Source organism: Pseudomonas sp. NPDC089407, from assembly GCF_044900445.1.
Taxonomy (GTDB): Bacteria; Pseudomonadota; Gammaproteobacteria; order Pseudomonadales; family Pseudomonadaceae; genus Aquipseudomonas.
This window is the reverse complement of the sequence record NZ_JBJDNB010000017.1, coordinates 46,744-65,968: the sequence shown is the minus strand read 5'-3', so window position 1 is coordinate 65,968 and position 19,225 is coordinate 46,744. Positions and strand designations below refer to the sequence as shown.

Annotated in this window: 16 protein-coding genes; 4 read left to right on the top strand and 12 right to left on the bottom strand. The window is 64.9% G+C overall.

Annotated features, from left to right (window positions below):
- Nucleotides 1-11: 11 nt before the first annotated feature.
- The 10 genes from mnxG to mdcA all read right to left on the bottom strand — a co-directional run bounded on the left by mnxG (nucleotide 12) and on the right by mdcA (nucleotide 13,760).
- Nucleotides 12-5,855 (bottom strand): manganese-oxidizing multicopper oxidase MnxG, encoded by a 5,844-nt coding sequence (gene mnxG / locus ACI2KG_RS15030; RefSeq protein ID WP_404662452.1) that lies wholly within the window; start codon nucleotides 5,853-5,855, stop codon nucleotides 12-14.
- Between the two features lie 451 nt (nucleotides 5,856-6,306).
- The gene (gene madM, locus ACI2KG_RS15025; protein ID WP_404662451.1) at nucleotides 6,307-7,071 is read right to left on the bottom strand and encodes a malonate transporter subunit MadM; all 765 of its coding nucleotides are present in this window, start codon (nucleotides 7,069-7,071) and stop codon (nucleotides 6,307-6,309) included.
- 2 nt (nucleotides 7,072-7,073) lie between these two features.
- Nucleotides 7,074-7,496: a malonate transporter subunit MadL gene (gene madL / locus ACI2KG_RS15020; protein WP_400617909.1), complete on the bottom strand. Its 423-nt coding sequence runs from the start codon at nucleotides 7,494-7,496 to the stop codon at nucleotides 7,074-7,076.
- Between the two features lie 231 nt (nucleotides 7,497-7,727).
- On the bottom strand, nucleotides 7,728-8,648 hold the full coding sequence (mdcH, locus tag ACI2KG_RS15015) for a malonate decarboxylase subunit epsilon (RefSeq protein ID WP_404662450.1): 921 nt from the start codon (nucleotides 8,646-8,648) through the stop codon (nucleotides 7,728-7,730).
- Nucleotides 8,645-9,259: a malonate decarboxylase holo-ACP synthase gene (locus ACI2KG_RS15010; RefSeq protein ID WP_404662449.1), complete on the bottom strand. Its 615-nt coding sequence runs from the start codon at nucleotides 9,257-9,259 to the stop codon at nucleotides 8,645-8,647. Before ACI2KG_RS15010 ends, mdcH begins: the two co-directional genes overlap by 4 nt.
- 1 nt (nucleotide 9,260) lies before the next feature.
- The gene (mdcE, locus tag ACI2KG_RS15005) at nucleotides 9,261-10,052 is read right to left on the bottom strand and encodes a biotin-independent malonate decarboxylase subunit gamma (protein WP_404662448.1); all 792 of its coding nucleotides are present in this window, start codon (nucleotides 10,050-10,052) and stop codon (nucleotides 9,261-9,263) included.
- On the bottom strand, nucleotides 10,049-10,897 hold the full coding sequence (locus ACI2KG_RS15000; protein WP_404662447.1) for a biotin-independent malonate decarboxylase subunit beta: 849 nt from the start codon (nucleotides 10,895-10,897) through the stop codon (nucleotides 10,049-10,051). The genes mdcE and ACI2KG_RS15000 overlap by 4 nt, the downstream gene beginning before the upstream one ends.
- Nucleotides 10,890-11,189 (bottom strand): malonate decarboxylase subunit delta, encoded by a 300-nt coding sequence (locus tag ACI2KG_RS14995; protein ID WP_012272082.1) that lies wholly within the window; start codon nucleotides 11,187-11,189, stop codon nucleotides 10,890-10,892. The genes ACI2KG_RS15000 and ACI2KG_RS14995 overlap by 8 nt, the downstream gene beginning before the upstream one ends.
- 1 nt (nucleotide 11,190) lies before the next feature.
- On the bottom strand, nucleotides 11,191-12,099 hold the full coding sequence (locus ACI2KG_RS14990; protein ID WP_404662446.1) for a triphosphoribosyl-dephospho-CoA synthase: 909 nt from the start codon (nucleotides 12,097-12,099) through the stop codon (nucleotides 11,191-11,193).
- Nucleotides 12,099-13,760, bottom strand: coding sequence for a malonate decarboxylase subunit alpha (mdcA, locus tag ACI2KG_RS14985; RefSeq protein ID WP_404662445.1), 1,662 nt, complete (start codon nucleotides 13,758-13,760; stop codon nucleotides 12,099-12,101). The genes ACI2KG_RS14990 and mdcA overlap by 1 nt, the downstream gene beginning before the upstream one ends.
- A 517-nt stretch (nucleotides 13,761-14,277) precedes the next feature.
- On the opposite strand from mdcA, the gene ACI2KG_RS14980 reads away from it, so the two are divergent.
- Together ACI2KG_RS14980 and ACI2KG_RS14975 are read left to right on the top strand one after the other, a co-directional pair.
- Nucleotides 14,278-15,348 (top strand): enoyl-CoA hydratase/isomerase family protein, encoded by a 1,071-nt coding sequence (locus tag ACI2KG_RS14980; protein WP_404662444.1) that lies wholly within the window; start codon nucleotides 14,278-14,280, stop codon nucleotides 15,346-15,348.
- Nucleotides 15,349-15,364: 16 nt separating this feature from the next.
- Nucleotides 15,365-16,516, top strand: coding sequence for an acyl-CoA dehydrogenase family protein (locus ACI2KG_RS14975; RefSeq protein WP_404662443.1), 1,152 nt, complete (start codon nucleotides 15,365-15,367; stop codon nucleotides 16,514-16,516).
- A gap of 155 nt (nucleotides 16,517-16,671) precedes the next feature.
- On the opposite strand, the gene ACI2KG_RS14970 is transcribed toward ACI2KG_RS14975, so the two are convergent.
- Nucleotides 16,672-17,604: a LysR family transcriptional regulator gene (locus ACI2KG_RS14970; RefSeq protein WP_404662442.1), complete on the bottom strand. Its 933-nt coding sequence runs from the start codon at nucleotides 17,602-17,604 to the stop codon at nucleotides 16,672-16,674.
- 125 nt (nucleotides 17,605-17,729) lie between these two features.
- On the opposite strand from ACI2KG_RS14970, the gene ACI2KG_RS14965 reads away from it, so the two are divergent.
- On the top strand, nucleotides 17,730-17,993 hold the full coding sequence (locus ACI2KG_RS14965) for a DUF2790 domain-containing protein (protein WP_404662441.1): 264 nt from the start codon (nucleotides 17,730-17,732) through the stop codon (nucleotides 17,991-17,993).
- Nucleotide 17,994: 1 nt separating this feature from the next.
- Here ACI2KG_RS14965 and ACI2KG_RS14960 read toward each other — a convergent pair whose 3' ends face one another.
- Entirely contained in the window at nucleotides 17,995-18,687 is a 693-nt protein-coding gene (locus ACI2KG_RS14960) for a tRNA (adenine(22)-N(1))-methyltransferase (protein WP_404662440.1), read from the bottom strand.
- Nucleotides 18,688-18,823: 136 nt separating this feature from the next.
- Between ACI2KG_RS14960 and ACI2KG_RS14955 the strand changes: the two genes are divergently transcribed.
- On the top strand, nucleotides 18,824-19,204 hold the full coding sequence (locus ACI2KG_RS14955) for a RidA family protein (protein ID WP_346644682.1): 381 nt from the start codon (nucleotides 18,824-18,826) through the stop codon (nucleotides 19,202-19,204).
- Nucleotides 19,205-19,225: the final 21 nt, after the last annotated feature.

Sequence of the window (19,225 nt, the reverse complement as noted above, 5' to 3'; positions counted from 1 at the left end):
CTCCCCTTCTGTTACTGCGCCGGGGCCGTTGCCGGCGGCGCTTCGTTGGTCACCCGCAAGATCCCCCACAGCCCAGAGAGGTTGCCGTAGGCGGCGTAGTCGCGGAACAGGTAGTCACCCGCCACCGCGTTGGCCCCGCCGGCACTCGGCAGCATGAAACTGAAGTGCGCCGCTGGCAGCACGCTTTCCTGGGCACCGATGTACATGGCCATGGGGTTGTAGCCGAAGCGCACCGAACCGATACCCGGCAGGCTCATCGGGTAGCCATCCACATCATTCTTCTCGGCCTGGTAGTTGTGCAGCGGCCAGACGTGGCCGTCCAGCTGGTACACCATGCCGCGGCTGCCGCCACTGGGCATCACGATATGGTTGCGCACGGGCTGGCCAGGCTTGGCGTACAGCACTGGGGTTTGCGGGTCGCTACCGACCAGGGCGTTGGCATAGGCCATGTGGGCGTTGGGCACATCGCCAAAGCCAAGGCCGTTGGCGCGGCCAAATGGCGAGTCCGGCGCCATGCCGAAGCGCAGCCACAACGGCTCGGTCTTGTAGTTGACAGCCATGTTGCCGTTGTCCTGCGGGTCACCGGCGGCGCCGTTGCCTTCGGTGTTGATGCCTTCTACCGGGCGGCCATCGGCCCAGCGCATGTTCAGGGCCCGCTGCCAGACCGTGACGAAGTCGCGGTAGTCCGGCTGCCCGCTGACCTTCACCGTGGCCTGGGTACGGGTAGCGCCATCCTCGGTCCAGGTGGCGGTTTGCGGCAGGATGCTCATGGCACCCACCAGGCCTTTCTGCGGCTGTTTGATGAAGTCCGACGGGGTCAGGTTAAGGCCGCCAAACTCGATCGCGGTGGTGTTGATGTTGTCCACCGTGCGGCCCAGTTGCGACACAGGCTTGCCTTCACGCTCCAGGTGCCCGGCGTAGTACTGGTACACCTTGGTCGGGTAGGCGCCGCTGGTGCCGGCCCGTGGCGGCACGGTCTGCACCGGGTTCAGGCCGACGTTGGCACCATCGGACTTGGTGATGTCGTAGGCCAGCAGTTGCGCATGCAGGCCAACATGGCTGGACGGCCGCATCAGGTTGTTGGCAAAGGCTGTGGCGCCTTCGCTGCCGAAGCGGTCACGCTTGACCACGTTGTGCATCACTGCAGTGCTCGGCAGGTCCGGCATGACCAGTGGCAGGCGGTTCTCCAGGGTGATGCTGATGCAGTCGCCCGCGTTGGCGCGCAGCACCAGCGGCTCTACCGGTACACCCGCCTTGAGCTTGCCGGTGGTAGCGTCCAGGTCGGCCTTGCGCACATACAGGATCGCGGTCGGGTCGTGCAGCGGCGCGCTGTGGCCGCCGATGGTGAAGGGTTCCCCATCTTCGGGGTCTACCCCACTCACCAGCGGGATGGCAGTTTTGCGGCTGTTGAACACCAGGGTGCCGCCGTTGGCCTTGAGTACACCGCCGACATGCTGGCCGATACCGGCCGGGTCGTTGATGCTGACGCCGTTGCGGTTCTCGAGGATGTCGTTGGCCAGTGCCGCAACGATCTCGTAGTTGCGCTTGACCGTGGTGCGGGTGCCGATGCCGTTGGGGTTGGCCGTGGTTTTCGGGCAGATGCCGTCAAAGTTCACGGTGTTGCGCATGGCCACCGGCTGCGGGTTGTTGGTCAGCGGGAACAGGTCGGCACGCTGCGTGGTGTAGTTGCGCATGATGCCCCAGATACCGTTCCAGTAGCCTTCCAGGGCGGCGTCCAGCGAGTACAGGTAGTCGCCGTTGGTAGCGGCTGAGCTGGAGATCATCGACACCGGCGCCATGAAGCCCAGCTGCTCGGAAATACCGATCATCTGCGACGACTTCCAGCCCGAGTTGGAGCTATTGCCGTAGCCGGTCCCGTTCTGCAGCCACTTCACGCCGTGCAGGGTTACGTTGTGCTCTTCTTCATGGCCACCGGCATGCATGCGCAGGCGCACGTTGTCACCGGAGTAGGTACGCAGCATTGGCGTGAACGGGTCACCCGGCTCGCCGCCGGCCTGGTTGATGTGCGGCGGGAACAGCGTTGTGCCACCGGTTGGGCCGACTGCCGAGGTGATCGCCGACGGTGCCAGGTTCATCGCCGGAATGGCGCGGTCGGTGCGGGTTTGCAGCGCATAGCTGAGGTCGCCGGCGAGGCCGTCGGCCTGCATGCCGCGCTTGCCGTCGGGGCCGACCTTGTTCGGGTCGTAGACACGCAGGGCCAGTGGTTCGTTACGGTAGTTGACGACGAACATGCCCGGGTCATCCACCGAGATCGCCTGCGGACATGGCCGGCTGGGGCAGCCCGGGTTGATGCCGCCGCGCTCTTCGACAATGGCTTCCAGCAAGTTCGACGCCTTGCCACGCACCGGTGGGTTGATGGCGTAGCGGAAGCTGTCGGCAGTGGCCGGGTAAGACTGTGCATTGGGGATGCCATCCGGCCCTGCCCCCACGTACACGCCGGCTTCATAGGCATGCTGGAAGTCGCTGTACTCCAGGAAAAACTCACGGTAGCTGTCGTTTTTACCATCGCCATCGTGGTCGCCGGTCTGGATCACCGCCTGCCACGAGGTCGGCCCACCGTCCTGCCGCGTGCCCGGGTTGTACAACTGTTCGCCGGTTTCGGCGTGGTACCAGGTAGAGCCGGCAGGTTCGGCCAGTACGGTGGCATACAAGCCAAGCTGCTGGTGCGTCGATGGGCCGAGGTGGTCGTGGGTGAAGATGGTGCCCAGGCCACGGTCTACGTTGTACACGTTCACCAGCGGGTCGGCGAACCAGCGTTGCATGGCCGTGCGTGCGCCCAGCCAGTCGGCCCGGCCAAAGCGGCCAAAGTACGGGTGCTGCTTGGCTTTCGGGCAGGCGGCAGTGCCGTCGCGGGTATCACCTTCGGTGCAGCCATTGAAGGCACGAATGGCATGCACCCGCTCTACCACGCTGCCGGGCGAGAGAATGCCGTCTTCGTAGTTCCAGCCGTTGGCCGAGCCGTCGGCGGCAGTCAGGTCCCACTTGGGCAGGTGAATATGCTGGCCGATCACGTCGGTCGGGGTGCGCACCTGGTAGTCGTCCATTTCATAGACGTTGGGGATCAAGTTGGTGTGCTGGTACATGGTGCAGTCGAAGGTGTTCATGCGCATCACCAGCGGCTCTGGCGGGCGCTGCTTGGTGATCACCGGCCAGGCGTCTTCCCACAGGGCGATGATGCGCGCTTGCGGGAAGTGGTAGCCGACCTTGTTGTACACCGCGTCGAACTGAATGTTGGCGCCCTTGTAGATGCGCGGGCGGTCGGCGGTAAAGGTAGAGGCGCCACGGAAGTTCATGCCGGTCAGGCTTTCGCCACTGACAAACTCGCCCACCCCCGAAGACTGGGTCAGGCGCTTGCCACGGTCATCCATGCACGGCTCGTAGAATGGCGCGCCGGCCGTCGGCAAGGCGCCATTGGTGCGGAACGCCTTGGCCACCGGCTGGCTGCCGGGGATCAGCGCATAGCTGGGGTGCTCGGCCATGGCGTGGAACTGCATGGCCGCCTGCTCGACATCGGTGCCCTCTTCTGGCAGGTAGATGGGCTTGGCCTTGTGCACCACCTTGGTGAAGTCCAGCTTGGTGGTCACCGTTTCGGCTTCGCCGCCGGCGGATACACCGTCTAGCGCGTGGCGGCCAAGGCCACCGTCCCAGCCATCGACCTGGTTTGCGTCCAGGTTGGCCCACAGCGCTTTGCCGCTGTCTTTCAGCTGCCGGGCCAAGGCGGGGTCGAGCATGTCCAGCGGCGGGGTGGGTGGGCGGTTGCCGACGCTGCTTTCCATGCCACCGATCCAGAACGGGTAGCCTGGGTTTTTCAGGGTGCCGTCGGCGTTACGGTTGGCTTCGGTGCGATCGACCAGGGCCAGGGAGCCGATAGCCTTGCGCACGGGGGCCTGGTTGGCGTGGTCGTCATCGCCCTCTTCTTCATCATTGTCGTCGTGATCGTCGTCGTTGGCGGCAACGAGCGCTTCGGAAAGTTTCGGCACTACCACAACCTTGCCTGGCATCGGGGCCATGGCCTTGCCGGGCAGCGGCACGATGGCCGGGATAGGCGTGCCAGCGACGATTTCGCCATCGGGCAGCGCCCGGGCGCCTACCGCTGGCTTGCCGCTACGCAAGGCGAACGGCGTACTGTGGAAACCATTCTCGCCCTGCCCGCTGACCTCCAGGCGGGTGCCTTCCTCGAACACGTCGTGTACCCGCCACATGGCCCACATGCCTTGGGCAAAGTGCGGGTAGAAGTGGCAGTGGTAGATCGCATCGCCGGCCACCCGGTTGCGGTTGCCTGAGCCACCGTTGGCGATTTCGTAGGTGTAGCCGACGCCAGCGCCGATACCCTGGGCATCAATGTAGTCGGAGTTGTCGTCATTGGGGTTGAACAGCCACTGGTGACCATGCAGGTGGAAAATGTGCTGCTCGTGGCCGTTGTGGGTATTGCGGAACTTGGTGAAGTCGCCGATGTAGCTGTGGTGCACGTTGGCCGGTTCGGCCGGGTACAGGGCCATGCTGGCCTTGACCCCGACGGCGCTGGCCGGTGGTACTTCGCCGGGGCGAATGTGCTCGAGGCCGACGTTGGCCGGCACATCCACCAAGGTACCGACGTCGCCCACGGTATGGGCGCTGAGGAAGAACTCTTCGTAGGCACACGACAGGCAATCGTGCATCGGGCCCACGCCCAGGCGGTTGGCGACCACTTCAGCGCCCATGCCACCGGAGCCATAGTTGATCATGAACGCGTCGCGGGTCGGTTCCAGTACATGGCCCATGACCGGGTCGGCCCAGTAGCCGGGGAAGGCTTGGGTGCCGGCGACTTCGTCTGCGAACTGCGAAGCGAAGTCGCGGAACGCTTCCAGCCGGTTGGGCAGTGCCGGGTTGCGCTTGCCCAGGCTTTCCAGCGGGTAGGTGGACTTGGGGAAGCTGCCGTCCGGGTTGGGCCCCATGACGATAGCGTCGGTTTCGCTGTTGATGATCTCGTTGCCGTTGACCATGGCAATGATCGGCTTGCCGGCCTTGCCTTCGGCGAGCCAGGGTTGAGCTTGCGGATAGCGGGCTTCGTAGTCGATCACCGGCTGGCCGGTGGCGGTACGGCCGGTGGTGGCCAGGCGCATTTCTTCTTCGGTAAGGGTATTGCGGTAGGTGCGGCCCAGTTTTGGCACCACCACCACCTGGCCGAACAAGCCGTTTGCGACGTTGCCAGCAGCGCCTTCGCCGCCGAAGGTGGCGGCCTTGCTGGTGGCGGCGAAGGCACCTTCACGCTCGGCGTACAGGGTATAGCTGCGGGTGCTGCCAGGGCTGACGAAGAAATTGCCGTTACGCCCGGTGTAGGCAGAAATATCGGCGATGCTGTTGACCGCCTGCATGCCGTTGACCTGGAAACCGACCATGCGCTCGGCGACCTGTTCATCGGCAACGAAGCCTTCGGCGGCGTGGTTTTCCAGTTCCTCCCCTTCAGGCCCCTCGGCTTCGATGCCATGCTTGTTAGGGTTGGCGCGATAGTCGAGCAGGTTGGTCAGGTTGACGGTAAGGCATTCACCGGCGGCTACCCGCAGCACAATCGGCCGCGGGCGCTTGTCCGGGCGCAGGGTGACCTTGCCCGGCACGGCGGCCCCACCCATGCTGAGGGGGACGTTCTTGTCATCCACCACATCCTCGCGCAGGGCGAACATCATGCCGTTGGCGTTTTGCGCGCCAAGGCGGTTGAACATCAGTGGCTGGTCCAGCGCCACCACGTTGGCGACCAAGGTGCGCTGGCACTGCACGGCCGCCTCGCTGGTCGACTCCCAGCCCAGCAGGGCCAGAACGAGTGATGACAGGATGGGGCCTTTGCGTGGCGTGGGCATGCTACACCTCCGGGGCACAGGAACTCTGTTGGGAGCTGGAGCAAGGTGTATGCCAGGTCTGAATTGTGTTTTTTATCAGGGGGTTGCGCTGAAAAGCGAAACAGATTGGGGAGCAATCCCCAGTGGTATTCCCCGAATTGGGGGTGGGGTTTCAGGTGTTCGGCATCGCATTTTTTGCGCCTGTGAAATCGAGCGCCGCCCGCGCGGCGCTTCGCGGGACAAGCCCGCTCCCACATTTGTTTCGGGCCAGTTTCTCCTGTGCCTTTGGCGCGCGCCCCCTGGAAGATTGATCAAGAGAAACTGCGTCCCCTTCGATATTGAAAGGAACAGACAAGGCGGACAGAGGTGACCTCACAGGAAGGACTGGCCCGAAATAGATGTGGGAGCGGGCTTGTCCCGCGAAGCGCCGCGCGGGCGGCGCTCGATCTCACAGGCACCGGAGATGTGATGGCTAGCCAACCAAGCCGCGTACGCAGAAGTACAGGATCGACGGCCCCATCAAGCACCCCAACCCGGTATGGAAGGTAGCCGTCAACGCCCCATACGGCACCAGCCGCCGGTCCGTCGCAGCCAACCCGGCCGTCACCCCCGACACCGTCCCCGCCAACCCGCCGAACACCATCGCCGAGCGCGGATTGTCCAGTGCCAGTAGCCGCGCCGACACCGGGGTGAACACCATCACCAGAATCGCCTTGATCAGCCCTGTTGCAATCGACAGGGCCATCACATCCGAGCTGGCACCCAACGCCGCCCCGGTCACCGGCCCGACGATATAGGTCACCGCACCCGCGCCGATGGTGGTCATGCTCACTGCATCGCGGTAACCAAAGGCATACGCCACCGCCGCACCGACAATGAACGGCAGCACCGTGCCCAGCAGCAGCGCCACCGCGCCGATCATCCCGGCCCGGCGCGCTTCGGTGGCCTGCACCTCGAAGGCCGTGGCGACGATGGCGAAGTCGCGCAACATGGCCCCGCCCATCAGGCCGATACCGGAGAACAGCGCCATGTCGGCCAGGCCTTTCTGGCCACCGGTGATGGTACCGCCGACCCAGGCCAGCACCAGGCCGATGACGATGGCGATGGCCGAGCCATGCACGCGACCGAAAGTCAGGTACTTCGACAGCAGCACCGACAGCCACATGATCCCCCCGACCACCGCAAAAGCAGTGATCAGGCCGTTGTGTTCCAGGGCGTTGTCAATAAGTGGCCACATGTTCAACGACCTCCTGCAGGGGCAACCTGCGCATTGGCTTGCGGGGTGGGTTCAAGCGCAGGCAAAGGCTCGCCGCGATGGCTGCGGCTGATCAGGGCGATGGTGACACCGCACACCAGCACCGCGCCTATCGCCGCCAGCAGCGCTACCGGCCCACCGTGCAGGGCGGTGACCACGTTCTGCTGGGCGGCCATGGCCACCACCACCGGGATGTACATGGCGCCCCAGAACCCGACGCCGAATTCGCATTCCTTGCTCATGCCGCCGTTGCGGTGCATGTAAAGGCGTGCGCAGATCAGCAGGATCATGGCAATGCCCACCCCGCCCACATTGGATTTGACGCCCAGCAGCACGCCCAGGAAGTCGCCGACGATAACGCCGGCGAGCGTGCAGACCGCCAGCAGTGCCACACCATAGATGATCATTGTTGTTGTCCTCGGATAGTGTCGAAGTTGCTTGTTGTTGTTCTTGTATACACACACTTGTGCCGTCGCTACGGACCTGTAGGAGCGGCCTTGTGTCGCGATAGGGCTGCGCAGCGGCCCCAAGATTTCAGCTTCGCTGCTTAGAATGCCGGGGCCGCTTTGCGGCCCTATCGCGACGCAAGGCCGCTCCTACAATGACCGCGTAATCCTGCTAGTCGGAAGCAGTTGGCATCATCGGCTCTGGGCCACCTCCTGGCGCAGCAGCGCATCCAGGCTGTCCCAGCGGGTACTTTCCACCGCCACCACCCTGCCCTGTTCGAACACCGGCCGCGCCAGGCCACTGAGCACGCTGCCCGGCGGCATTTCCAGGTGCAGGCGTACCCCGCGTTCATAGGCGTTGCGCAATGTCGCACGCCAATCCACCACCCGCGCCATGTTGCCGGCAAGGTCGTCACGCAGGCGCTGGGGGTCGAAGATCGGCCGCGCGCTGCTGCCACTGAGGTACGTGATACTGGGCCGTTGCAGTTCGACCGTGGCGAACGCACTGGCCAACTCCGCTGCCGGGCCATCGAGTAACGGGCAATGCGACGGCACGCTGACCGCCAGCCGCCGTGCTACACCGCGGCCCAGGCTGCGCGCCCTGGCCGCGACTGCAGCCATCGCCGCATCGCTACCGGCAATGACAATCTGGTTGTCGCTGTTGAGGTTGGCGACATACACCTCGCCGCCCACCTCGCCCAGCAAGCGTTCGACACTGGCCAGGTCCAGGCCGCTGAGTGCAGTCATGCCATAGCCTTGCGGCCAGGCGCGCTGCATCAGCTCGCCACGCAGTGCCACCAGGCGCACCGCGTCGGCAAAACCCAGGGCGCCAGCCATGACCGCCGCCGGGTAGGCCCCGATCGACAAGCCCGCCACGTAGTCCGGCGCGGGGCTGCGCTGCATCAGCCAGCGCGCCCAGGCCACGCCGCTCAGCAGCAGGCACAGCTGCACGGCGCGGGTAGATTGCAAGGCTTGCTGGCTGTCCAGCGCCGAGGCTTGTTGGCCGACAACATCACTCGCCTCCTCCAGCAACTGCGCACTTCCCTGCGGCAGACACTGCAGCATGCCGGCCTGCTGGGCGCCTTGACCGGGGAAGGCGAACAGGCTGCTCATGCCGCACGCGCCAAGGCTGCCCACGGGTCGCCGACCAGGCGCGGCCCATGGGCCGACTTGAGCAGCACCCGGCGCGCGAAACCGGCCCACTCACGCAAAGCGACCGCACCTTCCGGGGTTTCCAGCTGCACGTCGATACGGCATGGCGCACAGTCGAGGATATCCAGCAGCGCCCGCGCTTGTGCACGGTCCAGCGGTTGTGGTGTGCGTAGCAGCACGTCCAGGTCGCTGCCGGCGTGGAGCACTTCGATGCCGGTAGCAGTCTGGTAGCCCACACCCCCCGTCGGCCCCCAGGCCAGGCCGCTGCCATTCAACACTGGGATAACCGAGGCCAAGGCTTGCAGTGCAGGCCACGGGCTTTGGCTTTGCCAGCGCAGCGTTTCGGGGCCTTGCTGTCGCTGGATATCGGCGACCCGCATGAAGGCACCCAGGCGCTGCGCCCTGCCTTGGCCACGCACGCCCACCGCCACCCAGCCGGCTTCGCACATGGCACGGCGCACCACTACCGGCTGGCCGCTGGCCAATACGTCCCGCGCCCACTGTGGCGCCTCGGCAGGCAAGCCCGACACGGGCATCCCCCAAAGCAGGTCGTGCGGCCGTGGCGCGTTCATCTCAAGCCCCCTGCCACTGGCGGCGCAGCTGTTCACGCACTTGCCGCGAGGCACTACGGTGTTCACCGGCCAACCGCGACGAGAGGTCTGTCGAGCTGCCGATATCCCGTATGGCGTCGGCCAGGCAGGCACGTACCTGGGCGACGTCAGCGCTGCTTGGCGCCTCGGCATTGCCTACCGTCAGCCGGCGCCACAGCAACCCCAGCGAGGCATAGCTGGCCAGGTCGTAGGCCATTGGCGGTACTTCGGCGGCCAGGGCTTCCAGTTGTTCGACGCTGCGCAGTGTGATCCGCGCTGCTGCCGCCTTGCCCATGGCGTGCACCATCACCCCGGCATCGTCCAGGGCTATCAGCCGCTGAGCCTGGTAGCCGTGGGCCAGGAAGGCGCCGGACATGGCCTTGCCGACCAGCAGGCCGACCACCGGGTGCCCAGCCAGGCGTGCCCGGGCATAAGCCTGTACGGCGCCGGCCAAGGCCTGATGAATCCCCAAGGCTTCCTCGCGACGACCATAGGCCTGGCTGGGCACATCGATGACCGCGACAATCGCACGCTTCTGGCCCTCGCGGTCAGCCTCTACTGCGTCATTCACAGCCTTGGCCAGCCCCCAGCCTTCCAGCAGGCCGACTTCCCCCGAACGGGCCCGAGGGAACGGGTTGTCGGCATCCGGTACCACGGCAATGAAGCGCGCCAGGCGGTTGTCCAGTTCGCCGTCGATGACCTGTAACGATGCAGGGTAGCCCGGCAAGGCTTGCCCGCCGGCCAGGCCCGGCAGCCAGTTCAAGGCACGGTTCATTTGGCTTCTCCTTGGTAAAGGGCACGCACAGCAGCGGCATCCAGTTGCGGGCAGTCAGCCCCCAGCCGGGCCAAGCGTTCGAGGAACCAGGCGTGCTGGCTGGCACGCTCCGTGGCAGGCGTGTCGAGCAGTTGCAACAGGCGTTCGCGCAGGGCATCGATGTCGTCGGCCACATAGCCATCGACCAGCCCGCTGGCATGGCGCTGTTCGCCGCCGCTCAGGCTCCAGATGAAGGGCCGGTCCTTGGCGTCGTACTCGGCAATACCGGCTTCCTGCTCGATCACCTGTGGCCCGTTCAGGCCCAGGCGCGCTTCACGGGTGACCAGCAGGTGGCTGCACAGCCCTGCGGCGATGGACATGCCACCAAAGCAACCGACCGCACCGGCAATCAGCCCGATCACCGGCTGCCAGCTGCGCAGCTCGACAATCGCCGCCTGGATTTCGGCAATCGCCGCCAGGCCCAGGTTGGCCTCCTGCAAACGCACACCACCGGTTTCCAGCAGCAACACCGCACACGTGGGGATGCCGTTGCGGTTGTCTTCAATGGCCAGTTCCAGGGCGCCGGCAATTTTGGCGCCGCCCACTTCGCCCATGCTGCCGCCCTGAAAACCGCCTTCAATGGCGGCAGCCACGGCGTTGCGCCCGTTCAGCAGGCCCTTGGCGATGACCACGCCATCATCGGCCTGGGGCACGATGCCCTGGCGCGGCAGCCACGGCGACATCAGGCGGTCGAAGGGGCCAAGCAGTTCGCGGAAGCTGCCAGGGTCGAGCACGGCGCGGGCGCGCTGGCGGGCGCCCAGTTCGACAAAGCTGCGGCTGCGCAGCAAGCGTGCGGTATCAGTCATGGGCGATCTCCTCGAAGCCTTGCTCCAGGCGCAGGCGTACCACGCCAGGGGTGGCGCCGAAGTCATGGATGTCGATGTTCACAGCCGGCCAGGCACGGCCTTCGAACAGGCGCTGGAACAGTTGTGCCCAGCGCGCAGCACTGCCGTTGACCGAGGTCACCACCTGGATTTGCAGGCTGCCGGCAGTGCCGGGTTCGATCAGCACTTCGAGGTCGCCGGAGCTGACACAGCCCACCAGCGTGCGGCCGCGCCCCGGCTCGGCGGCGGGGAAATTGAAGGTCAGGGTTTCCATGTCACAGGCTCCCGGCTTTGTCGAGGAACAGGCAGGCGGCCAGCAGATCGGCGGCGCCGCCCGGTGAGGCGTTCAGGTGCAGCAGTTGCTGGTCGAGCGCGCGCAGCTGCCGGCGCCCGGCCAGGCTGGCGCTGCCGCCTGCAGCGAGTACGGCGCGCGCGCCTTGCTGTACGGTGGCCAAGCCGGCCGGGCCGCTACGCCAAAGCACGCAGGTGTCGCTGAGCACGGCCATGATTGCCAGCAAAGCGTCGAGCCGCGCGTGTGGCTCGCTGGCGCCAGCGGCGCGGCTGCGCAGCAGTTGTGGCAGGCCGTAATTGATGACCGCTGGGAAGCCTTGTTGTGCCTGTTCGCGGGCACCGCTGCTGCCGTAACGCTGGCGCACCGCCTGGCCATGGCTGTGCTGCTGCGGCATGGCCGGGTCGTCGAACAGGGCGATGCGCCCGGCGCGGGCGGCCAGGGTGCCGGCGTCAACATTGGGGTCGAGGGCCTTGGCAGCTACCAGCAGGCCCAGGGCCCAGATTGCGCCACGGTGGGTGTTGATGCCGTGGGTTGCAGCCAGCATTGCGGCCTCGCCTTCGCGGCCGAGCTGGCCCAATGTGGCGCGCAGCGGTGGGTTGATGGTGCCGATGGCCTGGGCGGCTTCGGCCATGTTGCGCAGGCAAGGCCATAGGGCCAGGGCCGAGGCGTGCATCATGGCCAGGGACATGTCGGGGTGGGCGCCATTGCTGCGGCGGTCGACCAGGCCGGGTTTGGGGGACAGGTCGGCTTCGTCGATCAGGGCTTCTATGGCAAGGTCGGCGAGGTGGTCGGGCAGTTGGATTTGGGTTGTCTGGGGTGGCCTCTTCGCGGGTAAACCCGCTCCCACAGGGCCCACGTAATACCCATGCGGTTGCAAGTCGAGTGCTTTCATTACCAGCTCCTGAACCGTGCAGGCGGGTTGTACAGGCCGCCAGACCATTCGACCAGGTCGGCAATGCTGCGCGCGGCCAGCAGCTCGCGGCTGGCGTCGGTGCGGCGGATGCCGAGGTCTTCGGGCAAGGCCACCAGGCCTTGCTGACGCAGGCGCACGGTGCCCTTGGGGTCGTGGCGCAGGCCGATGGCGGTAACCCCGGCCACGGCGGCGATCATCTGCTGGCGCTCTTCCAGGCTGCGCGCCTTGTACAGGTAGGCAATGCCCTCTTCGGTCAGCAGGTGGGTGACGTCGTCGCCGTAGATCATCACCGGCGCCAGCGGCATGCCAGCCTTTTTCGCGACTTCCACGGCATCAAGGGTTTCCACGAAGGTTGGCTTGCCGCCTTCCTGATACGTCTCGACCATTTGCACCACCAGCTTGCGACCGCGCTCAAGCAGGGTTTGCGGCACGGTCATGTCCAGCCAGGCCGGGGTTGCGTGGCGCCGGCCGCGTGGGTCGTGGCCCATGTTCGGCGCACCGCCAAAGCCGGCCAGGCGGCCACGGGTCACGGTCGAGGAGTGGCCATCGCCATCTACCTGCAAGGTCGCACCAATGAACAGGTCGACGGCGTACTGCCCGGCCAACTGGCACATCATGCGGTTCGAGCGCAGCGAGCCGTCGCGGCCGGTGAAGAACACGTCCGGGCGCTGGGCGATATAGTCCTCCATGCCCAGCTCGGTACCGAAGCAATGCACGCTTTGGACCCAGCCGGTCTCGATGGCCGGGATCAGCGTGGGGTGCGGGTTTAGTGTCCAGTTGCGGCAAATTTTGCCCTTCAGGCCCAGCGACTCGCCGTAGGTGGGCAGGATCAGCTCGATGGCCGCAGTATTGAAGCCAATGCCATGGTTCAGCGACTGCACCTGGTGTTTTTCGTAAATGCCGCGAATGGCCATCATTGCCATCAGCACATGCACCGGCTTGATATGGCGCGGGTCGCGGGTGAACAGCGGTTCTATATAGAAGGGTTGGTCCGCGACCACTACGAAATCCACCCACGACGCCGGAATGTCGACCCGTGGCAGGTCGTCGACGTGGTCCACCAACTGGTTGACCTGGGCAATGACGATGCCGTCGCTGAACGCGGCCGGTTCCACCAGAGCCGGGGTGTCCTCGGTGCTGGGGCCGGTGAACAGGTTGCCGTCGCGGTCGGCCATGAAGCCGGCCACCAGGGTGACGTTGGGGATCAGGTCGACCAGCAGCCGCGAATACAGCTCGATATAGGTATGGATGGCGCCGACTTCGAGCAGGCCGTCTTCCAGCAGTTGGCCGATGCGCAGGCTTTGCGGGCCGGCGAAGGAGAAGTCGAGCTTGCGGGCGATGCCACGTTCGAACAAGTCCAGGTGCTCGGCACGGCTGACGCTGGGCATGATCATGTGCAGGTCGTGCAACCGCCCGGGGTCGACCTTGGCCAGCGAACGCGAGAGGAAGTCGGCCTGTTTCTGGTTGTTGCCTTCAAGCACCACGCGGTCCCCGGGGGCCAGTAACAGTTCCAGGGCTTCGACGATACGCTCGGTAGGCAGCACCACGCCGTCGGCGAGGTGGCGGACCCGGTCAAGGCGGCGCTGCTTTTCTGCACGCCGCCGCGACCATTGCGGCGGTGGATTCTGCGTTGTTGTCATGGGTGACTCCACGGGTTCGCTGTCGTGAGGTCACCATAGGGCTGGGGTGGTTGGGGTATCAATCAAGCTCGATCGCGAATCGTTACGATCAGGTTAAAGATTGTGGCGCCTATCAGATCGAGCGCCGCCCGCGCGGCGCTTCGCGGGGCAAGCCCGCTCCCACATCTGTTTCGGGCCAGTACCTCCTGTGAGGTCACCTTTGGCCGCCTTGTTTGGCCGACTCCATATTGAGGAAGGCGCCAAGGGGCCGCGCGCCAATGCCACAGGAATAATTGGCCCGAAACAGATGTGGGAGCGGGCTTGCCCCGCGAAGCGCCGCGCGGGCGGCGCTCGATATCAGCAACACCACAAAACCCAAGCCAAACTCTACAATGCTCAAACAGGACCCGACAAAATTGCAGAAACCCCCTGCAGAATTGTCGATTGTGCAAGGCAAATTCGCATGACAGGATTCTGCGATCCTCCAGCGAACTCCAGACTTCACTTGGAAAATCAATAACAAAGCAGGGAGAACGCAATGACTGCGCACGCTCACACCTCGGCAACCGACCACGTATTGGCCGATGTCCGCAACCAGGTCGGCCACCTGACCCTGAACCGCCCCGCTGGCCTCAATGCACTGACCCTGGACATGGTCCGTAGCCTGCGCCAGCACCTGGACCAGTGGGCTGAAGACCCACACGTGCGCGCGGTGGTGTTGCGCGGCGAAGGCCCCAAGGGCTTTTGTGCCGGCGGCGATATCCGCTCGCTGCACGACAGCTTCAAGGCCGGCGACACGCTGCACGAAACCTTCTTCGTCGAGGAATACGCCCTCGACCTGGTCATCCACCGCTACCGTAAGCCGGTGCTGGTGCTGATGGACGGCTTCACCCTCGGTGGCGGCATGGGCCTGGCCCAAGGCTGCGATTTGCGCGTGGTGACCGAACGCAGCCGGCTGGGCATGCCCGAAGTCGGCATCGGCTACTTCCCGGACGTGGGCGGCAGCTATTTCCTGTCGCGCCTCCCGGGCGAGCTGGGCATCTACCTGGGTGTCAGCGGCGCGCAGATCCAGGCGGCCGACGCCTTGTACTGCGGCCTGGCCGACTGGTACCTGGCCAGCGAGCAGATCACGGCGCTGGACCAAGGCCTCGACCAACTGGCGTTCGGCGACAACCCGCTGAAAGACCTGCAGAACCTGCTGGCCAAGCTCGGCACCCAGGTACTGGGCGATGCACCACTGGAAAAACTGCGCCCGGTCATCGACCACTTCTTCGCCCTGCCCGACATGCCAGCCATCGTCGAGCAACTGCGCGCGGTCAGCATTGGCGACAGCCACGCCTGGGCCGTTGCCACCGCCGACCAGCTGGAAAGCCGCTCGCCGCTGGCCATGGCGGTTACCCTGGAGATGCTGCGCCGCGGGCGCCAGCTGGGCCTGGACGAGTGCTTTGCCATGGAGCTGCACCTGGACCGCCAGTGGTTCCGGCATGGCGACATCATCGAGGGCGTGCGGGCGCTGATCATCGACAAGGACAAGCAACCGCGCTGGAACCCGCCGACCCTGGCTGCACTGCAGCGCCAGCGGGTCGACCAATTCTTCGAAGGCCTGTGAGCCCGGGAGTACACAGATGCAAGACCTGGAACTGAGCGAAGAACAGATCATGATCCGCGACATGGCCCGGGACTTTGCCCGTGGCGAGATCGCCCCGCATGCCCAGGCCTGGGAAAAGGCCGGCTGGATCGATGACGGCGTGGTGCGCAAAATGGGCGAACTGGGCCTGCTGGGCATGGTGGTGCCGGAGGACTTCGGCGGCAGCTACACCGACTACGTTGCCTACGCCCTGGCGGTGGAAGAAATCGCCGCTGGTTGCGGTGCCACCGGGGCGATGATGAGCATCCACAACTCGGTGGGCTGTGGCCCGCTGCTGGCCTACGGCACTGCCGAGCAACAGCAGCAGTGGCTGCCGCGCCTGGCCACCGGCGAGGTGATTGGCTGCTTCTGCCTGACCGAGCCGCAGGCCGGCTCCGAGGCACACAACCTGCGCACCCGTGCCGAGCGGGTGGATGGGCACTGGGTGATCAATGGCGCCAAACAGTTTGTCAGCAATGCCCGGCGTGCCGGTTTGGCCATTGTCTTCGCGGTGACCGACCCGGAGTTGGGCAAGAAAGGCCTGTCGGCGTTCCTGGTGCCCACCGACAACCCGGGCTTCAAGGTTGACCGCAGCGAGCACAAGATGGGCATCCGCGCCTCTGACACCTGCGCAGTCACCTTCGACAACTGCCGCATTCCGGCCGCCAACATGCTCGGCGAGCGTGGCAAGGGCCTTGCGATCGCCTTGTCCAACCTTGAAGGCGGCCGTATCGGCATTGCTGCCCAGGCGTTGGGCATTGCCCGCGCCGCGTTCGAAGCGGCGCTGGTCTACTCGCGTGACCGCGTGCAGTTCGGCAAGCCGATCAACGAACACCAGAGCATCGCCAACCTGCTGGCCGACATGCAGGTGCAGGTGAATGCTGCGCGTTTGCTGATTTTGCATGCTGCGCGGTTGCGCAGCGCCGGCAAGCCGTGCCTGTCAGAGGCGTCACAGGCCAAGCTGTTTGCTTCGGAAATGGCCGAGCGGGTGTGCTCGATGGCGATCCAGGTGCACGGCGGCTATGGCTACCTGGAGGATTACCCGGTGGAGCGCTATTACCGCGATGCACGGATTACCCAGATTTACGAAGGATCAAGCGAGATTCAGCGCATGCTGATTGCGCGGGAGTTGAGGCACTATCCGCTGTAAGCAGGTGGGATATCGGGGCCGCTGTGCGGCCCATCGCCGGCAAGCCAGCTCCCACAGGTACTGCACTGCCTTCAGAACCTATGGCGAACCTTGTGGGAGCTGGCTTGCCGGCGATAAGGCCAGTACAGGCAGTGCAAAAATTTGCTTGAAATGCCTCAGCGCCAATACCGCACATCATCCACCACCCTGGCATGCCCCTCGAACAACGCCGGCAACTGCTCCTTGAGGTAGTCGATCCAGGTACGCACCTTGGCATCCAGGTAATGCCGGGACGGGTACATTGCGTACAGCGCACTCTCCCTCAACCGGTACGGCGCCAGCAAGCGGCACAAGCGCCCCTGCCCGATCGCCTCGCTGGCGGTGTAGAACGGCAGCAGGCCAATGCCCATGCCCAGCTCGCTGGCCACCAGCATGGCGTCGGCAACGTTGGTCGAGAAGCTGTCGTTCGGCGCAATCACGCACTGGTCAACCCCCTGCGGGAACACCCAGTCGCCTTCATACATCGGGTAAGCCATGCGCAGGCAACGGTGGTTGTGCAAGTCTTCGGGGCGCTCGGGCACACCGTGGGCTTCCAGATAAGCAGGAGCTGCGCAGGGAATGCTGAAAATGTTACCCAGCGGCACCGCGATCAACTGCGAATCCGGCAGCGCGCCGTCGACGGTAATCACCACATCATGCCCTTCGGCCAGTGGGTCGGGATTGCGCTGCGACAGGGTCAGTTCGATCACCACGTCCGGAAACAGCGCGTTATAACCCGCTACCAGCGGCATCAGTAACAGCCCCAGGCCGTGCGGGCAGTGTAAACGCAGGTGGCCACGTGGGGTCAGGTGCGCGCCTCGGGCTTCGCCTACCGCCTCTTCGGTCAACAGCATGATCTGCCGCGCCCGCTCAAGAAACCGCTCGCCCGCCTCGCTCATGCGCAAGCGCCGTGTGGTGCGGTGCAGCAAGCGGGTCTGCAGCTGGTTTTCCAGCTCGGCAACGATGCGCGACACCTGCGCCGCAGAAATATCCAGGGCGTTGGCGGCCGCAGCGAAGCTGCCACATTCCACCACACGGGCGAAGGTACGCATGGCATGCAGCATGTCCATGAAGGTGTGCTCCTTGTTCGGTCTTATTCTTGCGTTACTCGCAGGAATCTATCACGAAATAGCCCCTTTATTGTGCATGACCAATGAATACATCATTAGGCATACATTGAAAAAAGGAGCCTGCCATGAAACGTTCGATCGCTGTCCTTGCCGTTGCCGCTGCCCTTGCTTCGTGGGGTGCTTTTGCCGATACCGGTATCAACCAGGCGGTCAGCAGCAGCAACTACGAATACGGCATGCCGCTGGATGTGGCCAAAGTCATCTCCATCACCCCGGCCAGCAACGCCGCCGACTGCGAGGTGGGCACCGCACACATGGTGTACGTCGACCACCAGGGCCAGAAGCGCGAAGTCGCTTACCGGGAAATGGGCAACTGCTCGCAACAGTAAGTCAGCCCAGTACCTGGGTGATCCAGCCCACCTGCTGGTTGAAGTCGTCAATCTTTGCCTGAGGCACAGCGTCCCGGGCCCGCTGGAAATTGGCCAAGGTCTGCTGCTTCTGCCGCAGCATGCGCCGCCATTTGGCCAGGAACGCCTCGCTTTTTTCCTGCATCAGCACCGGGCCAAAGTACAGCTGTTCAGCGGTGTACACCGCCACACCCGGCTCGGCAACGATAATTTCGTAGTCGAAGCGGTTTTCCCGCAGCAATTCTTCACTGACGATCCGGTAGCCATTGCCCGCCAGCCACTGGCGCAAATCGCGCTCGGCGCCATTGGGCTGTAGCACCAGGCGCATAACGCCGCCCAGGCGCTGCTTGCCGGCCTGCAGGATCTCGCACATGGTTTCGCCGCCCATGCCGCACAGGCTCACCACCGAGATACGGTCTTGCGGCTCGACCGCTGCCAGCCCATCGGCCAGGCGCACGGTGACGCGGTCTTCCAGCCCGTTCCTGCGCACAGTGCGCTGGGCCGAAGCGAACGGCGTCTGCGCCACCTCACCTGCCACCCCGGCCTCAATTACGCCGCGTAACATCAAGGCCACCGGCAGAAAGCCGTGGTCCGAGCCAATGTCGGCCAGGCGCGCGCCCTGTGGCACATGGGCGGCCACGCGCTCCAGGCGCCTGGACAAAGTCTGTTCGTTCAACGTAAACCCCTGGTTTTGCAATCGGCCGCGATTCTGACGGCGAATGCCGCGCATTTCAAACACCAGGGCACCCTCGACCCGCCCCGTGTGCTCGCGTAGGCTTGCCGTTTTCCTTCCGTGCAAGGCACCACCCACCATGGCAAATGCAGACATCATCTACACCCCGGACCCGGACGCCGAGTCGATTTCCTCCGACGTCGCCGAGTACAACGGCGTGCTGGTCACCACGCAAATCCCGACCCACGCCGACGGCAGCCTGGAGCTGGGCGGCATCGTCGAGCAAAGCGAGTGCACCCTGCAGGCGCTGAAGGTGGCACTGGAGAAGGCCGGCAGCGGCATGGACCGGGTGTTGCACCTGACCATCTACCTGACCGACATGGCCGACCGCGCGGCGTTCAACGAGGTGTACCAGCGCTTCTTCAGCAAACCTTGGCCGGTGCGTGCTGCAGTGGGCGTGGCCTCGCTGGCATTCGACGGCATGCGCGTGGAAGTGACTGCGATGGCTGCCAAGCGCTGATCTACCTGCAAGGGCCTCATC

Coding starts and splice junctions, on each gene's coding strand:
- mnxG (WP_404662452.1), bottom strand. CDS start 5,855: ATGCCCACGCCACGCAAAGGCCCCATCCTGTCATCACTCGTTCTGGCC.
- madM (WP_404662451.1), bottom strand. CDS start 7,071: ATGTGGCCACTTATTGACAACGCCCTGGAACACAACGGCCTGATCACT.
- ACI2KG_RS14965 (WP_404662441.1), top strand. CDS start 17,730: ATGAAACGTTCGATCGCTGTCCTTGCCGTTGCCGCTGCCCTTGCTTCG.
- mdcH (WP_404662450.1), bottom strand. CDS start 8,648: ATGAGCAGCCTGTTCGCCTTCCCCGGTCAAGGCGCCCAGCAGGCCGGC.
- ACI2KG_RS14970 (WP_404662442.1), bottom strand. CDS start 17,604: ATGGACATGCTGCATGCCATGCGTACCTTCGCCCGTGTGGTGGAATGT.
- ACI2KG_RS14980 (WP_404662444.1), top strand. CDS start 14,278: ATGACTGCGCACGCTCACACCTCGGCAACCGACCACGTATTGGCCGAT.
- mdcE (WP_404662448.1), bottom strand. CDS start 10,052: ATGAACCGTGCCTTGAACTGGCTGCCGGGCCTGGCCGGCGGGCAAGCC.
- ACI2KG_RS15000 (WP_404662447.1), bottom strand. CDS start 10,897: ATGACTGATACCGCACGCTTGCTGCGCAGCCGCAGCTTTGTCGAACTG.
- ACI2KG_RS14995 (WP_012272082.1), bottom strand. CDS start 11,189: ATGGAAACCCTGACCTTCAATTTCCCCGCCGCCGAGCCGGGGCGCGGC.
- ACI2KG_RS14955 (WP_346644682.1), top strand. CDS start 18,824: ATGGCAAATGCAGACATCATCTACACCCCGGACCCGGACGCCGAGTCG.
- ACI2KG_RS14990 (WP_404662446.1), bottom strand. CDS start 12,099: ATGAAAGCACTCGACTTGCAACCGCATGGGTATTACGTGGGCCCTGTG.
- mdcA (WP_404662445.1), bottom strand. CDS start 13,760: ATGACAACAACGCAGAATCCACCGCCGCAATGGTCGCGGCGGCGTGCA.
- ACI2KG_RS14975 (WP_404662443.1), top strand. CDS start 15,365: ATGCAAGACCTGGAACTGAGCGAAGAACAGATCATGATCCGCGACATG.
- ACI2KG_RS15010 (WP_404662449.1), bottom strand. CDS start 9,259: ATGAACGCGCCACGGCCGCACGACCTGCTTTGGGGGATGCCCGTGTCG.
- madL (WP_400617909.1), bottom strand. CDS start 7,496: ATGATCATCTATGGTGTGGCACTGCTGGCGGTCTGCACGCTCGCCGGC.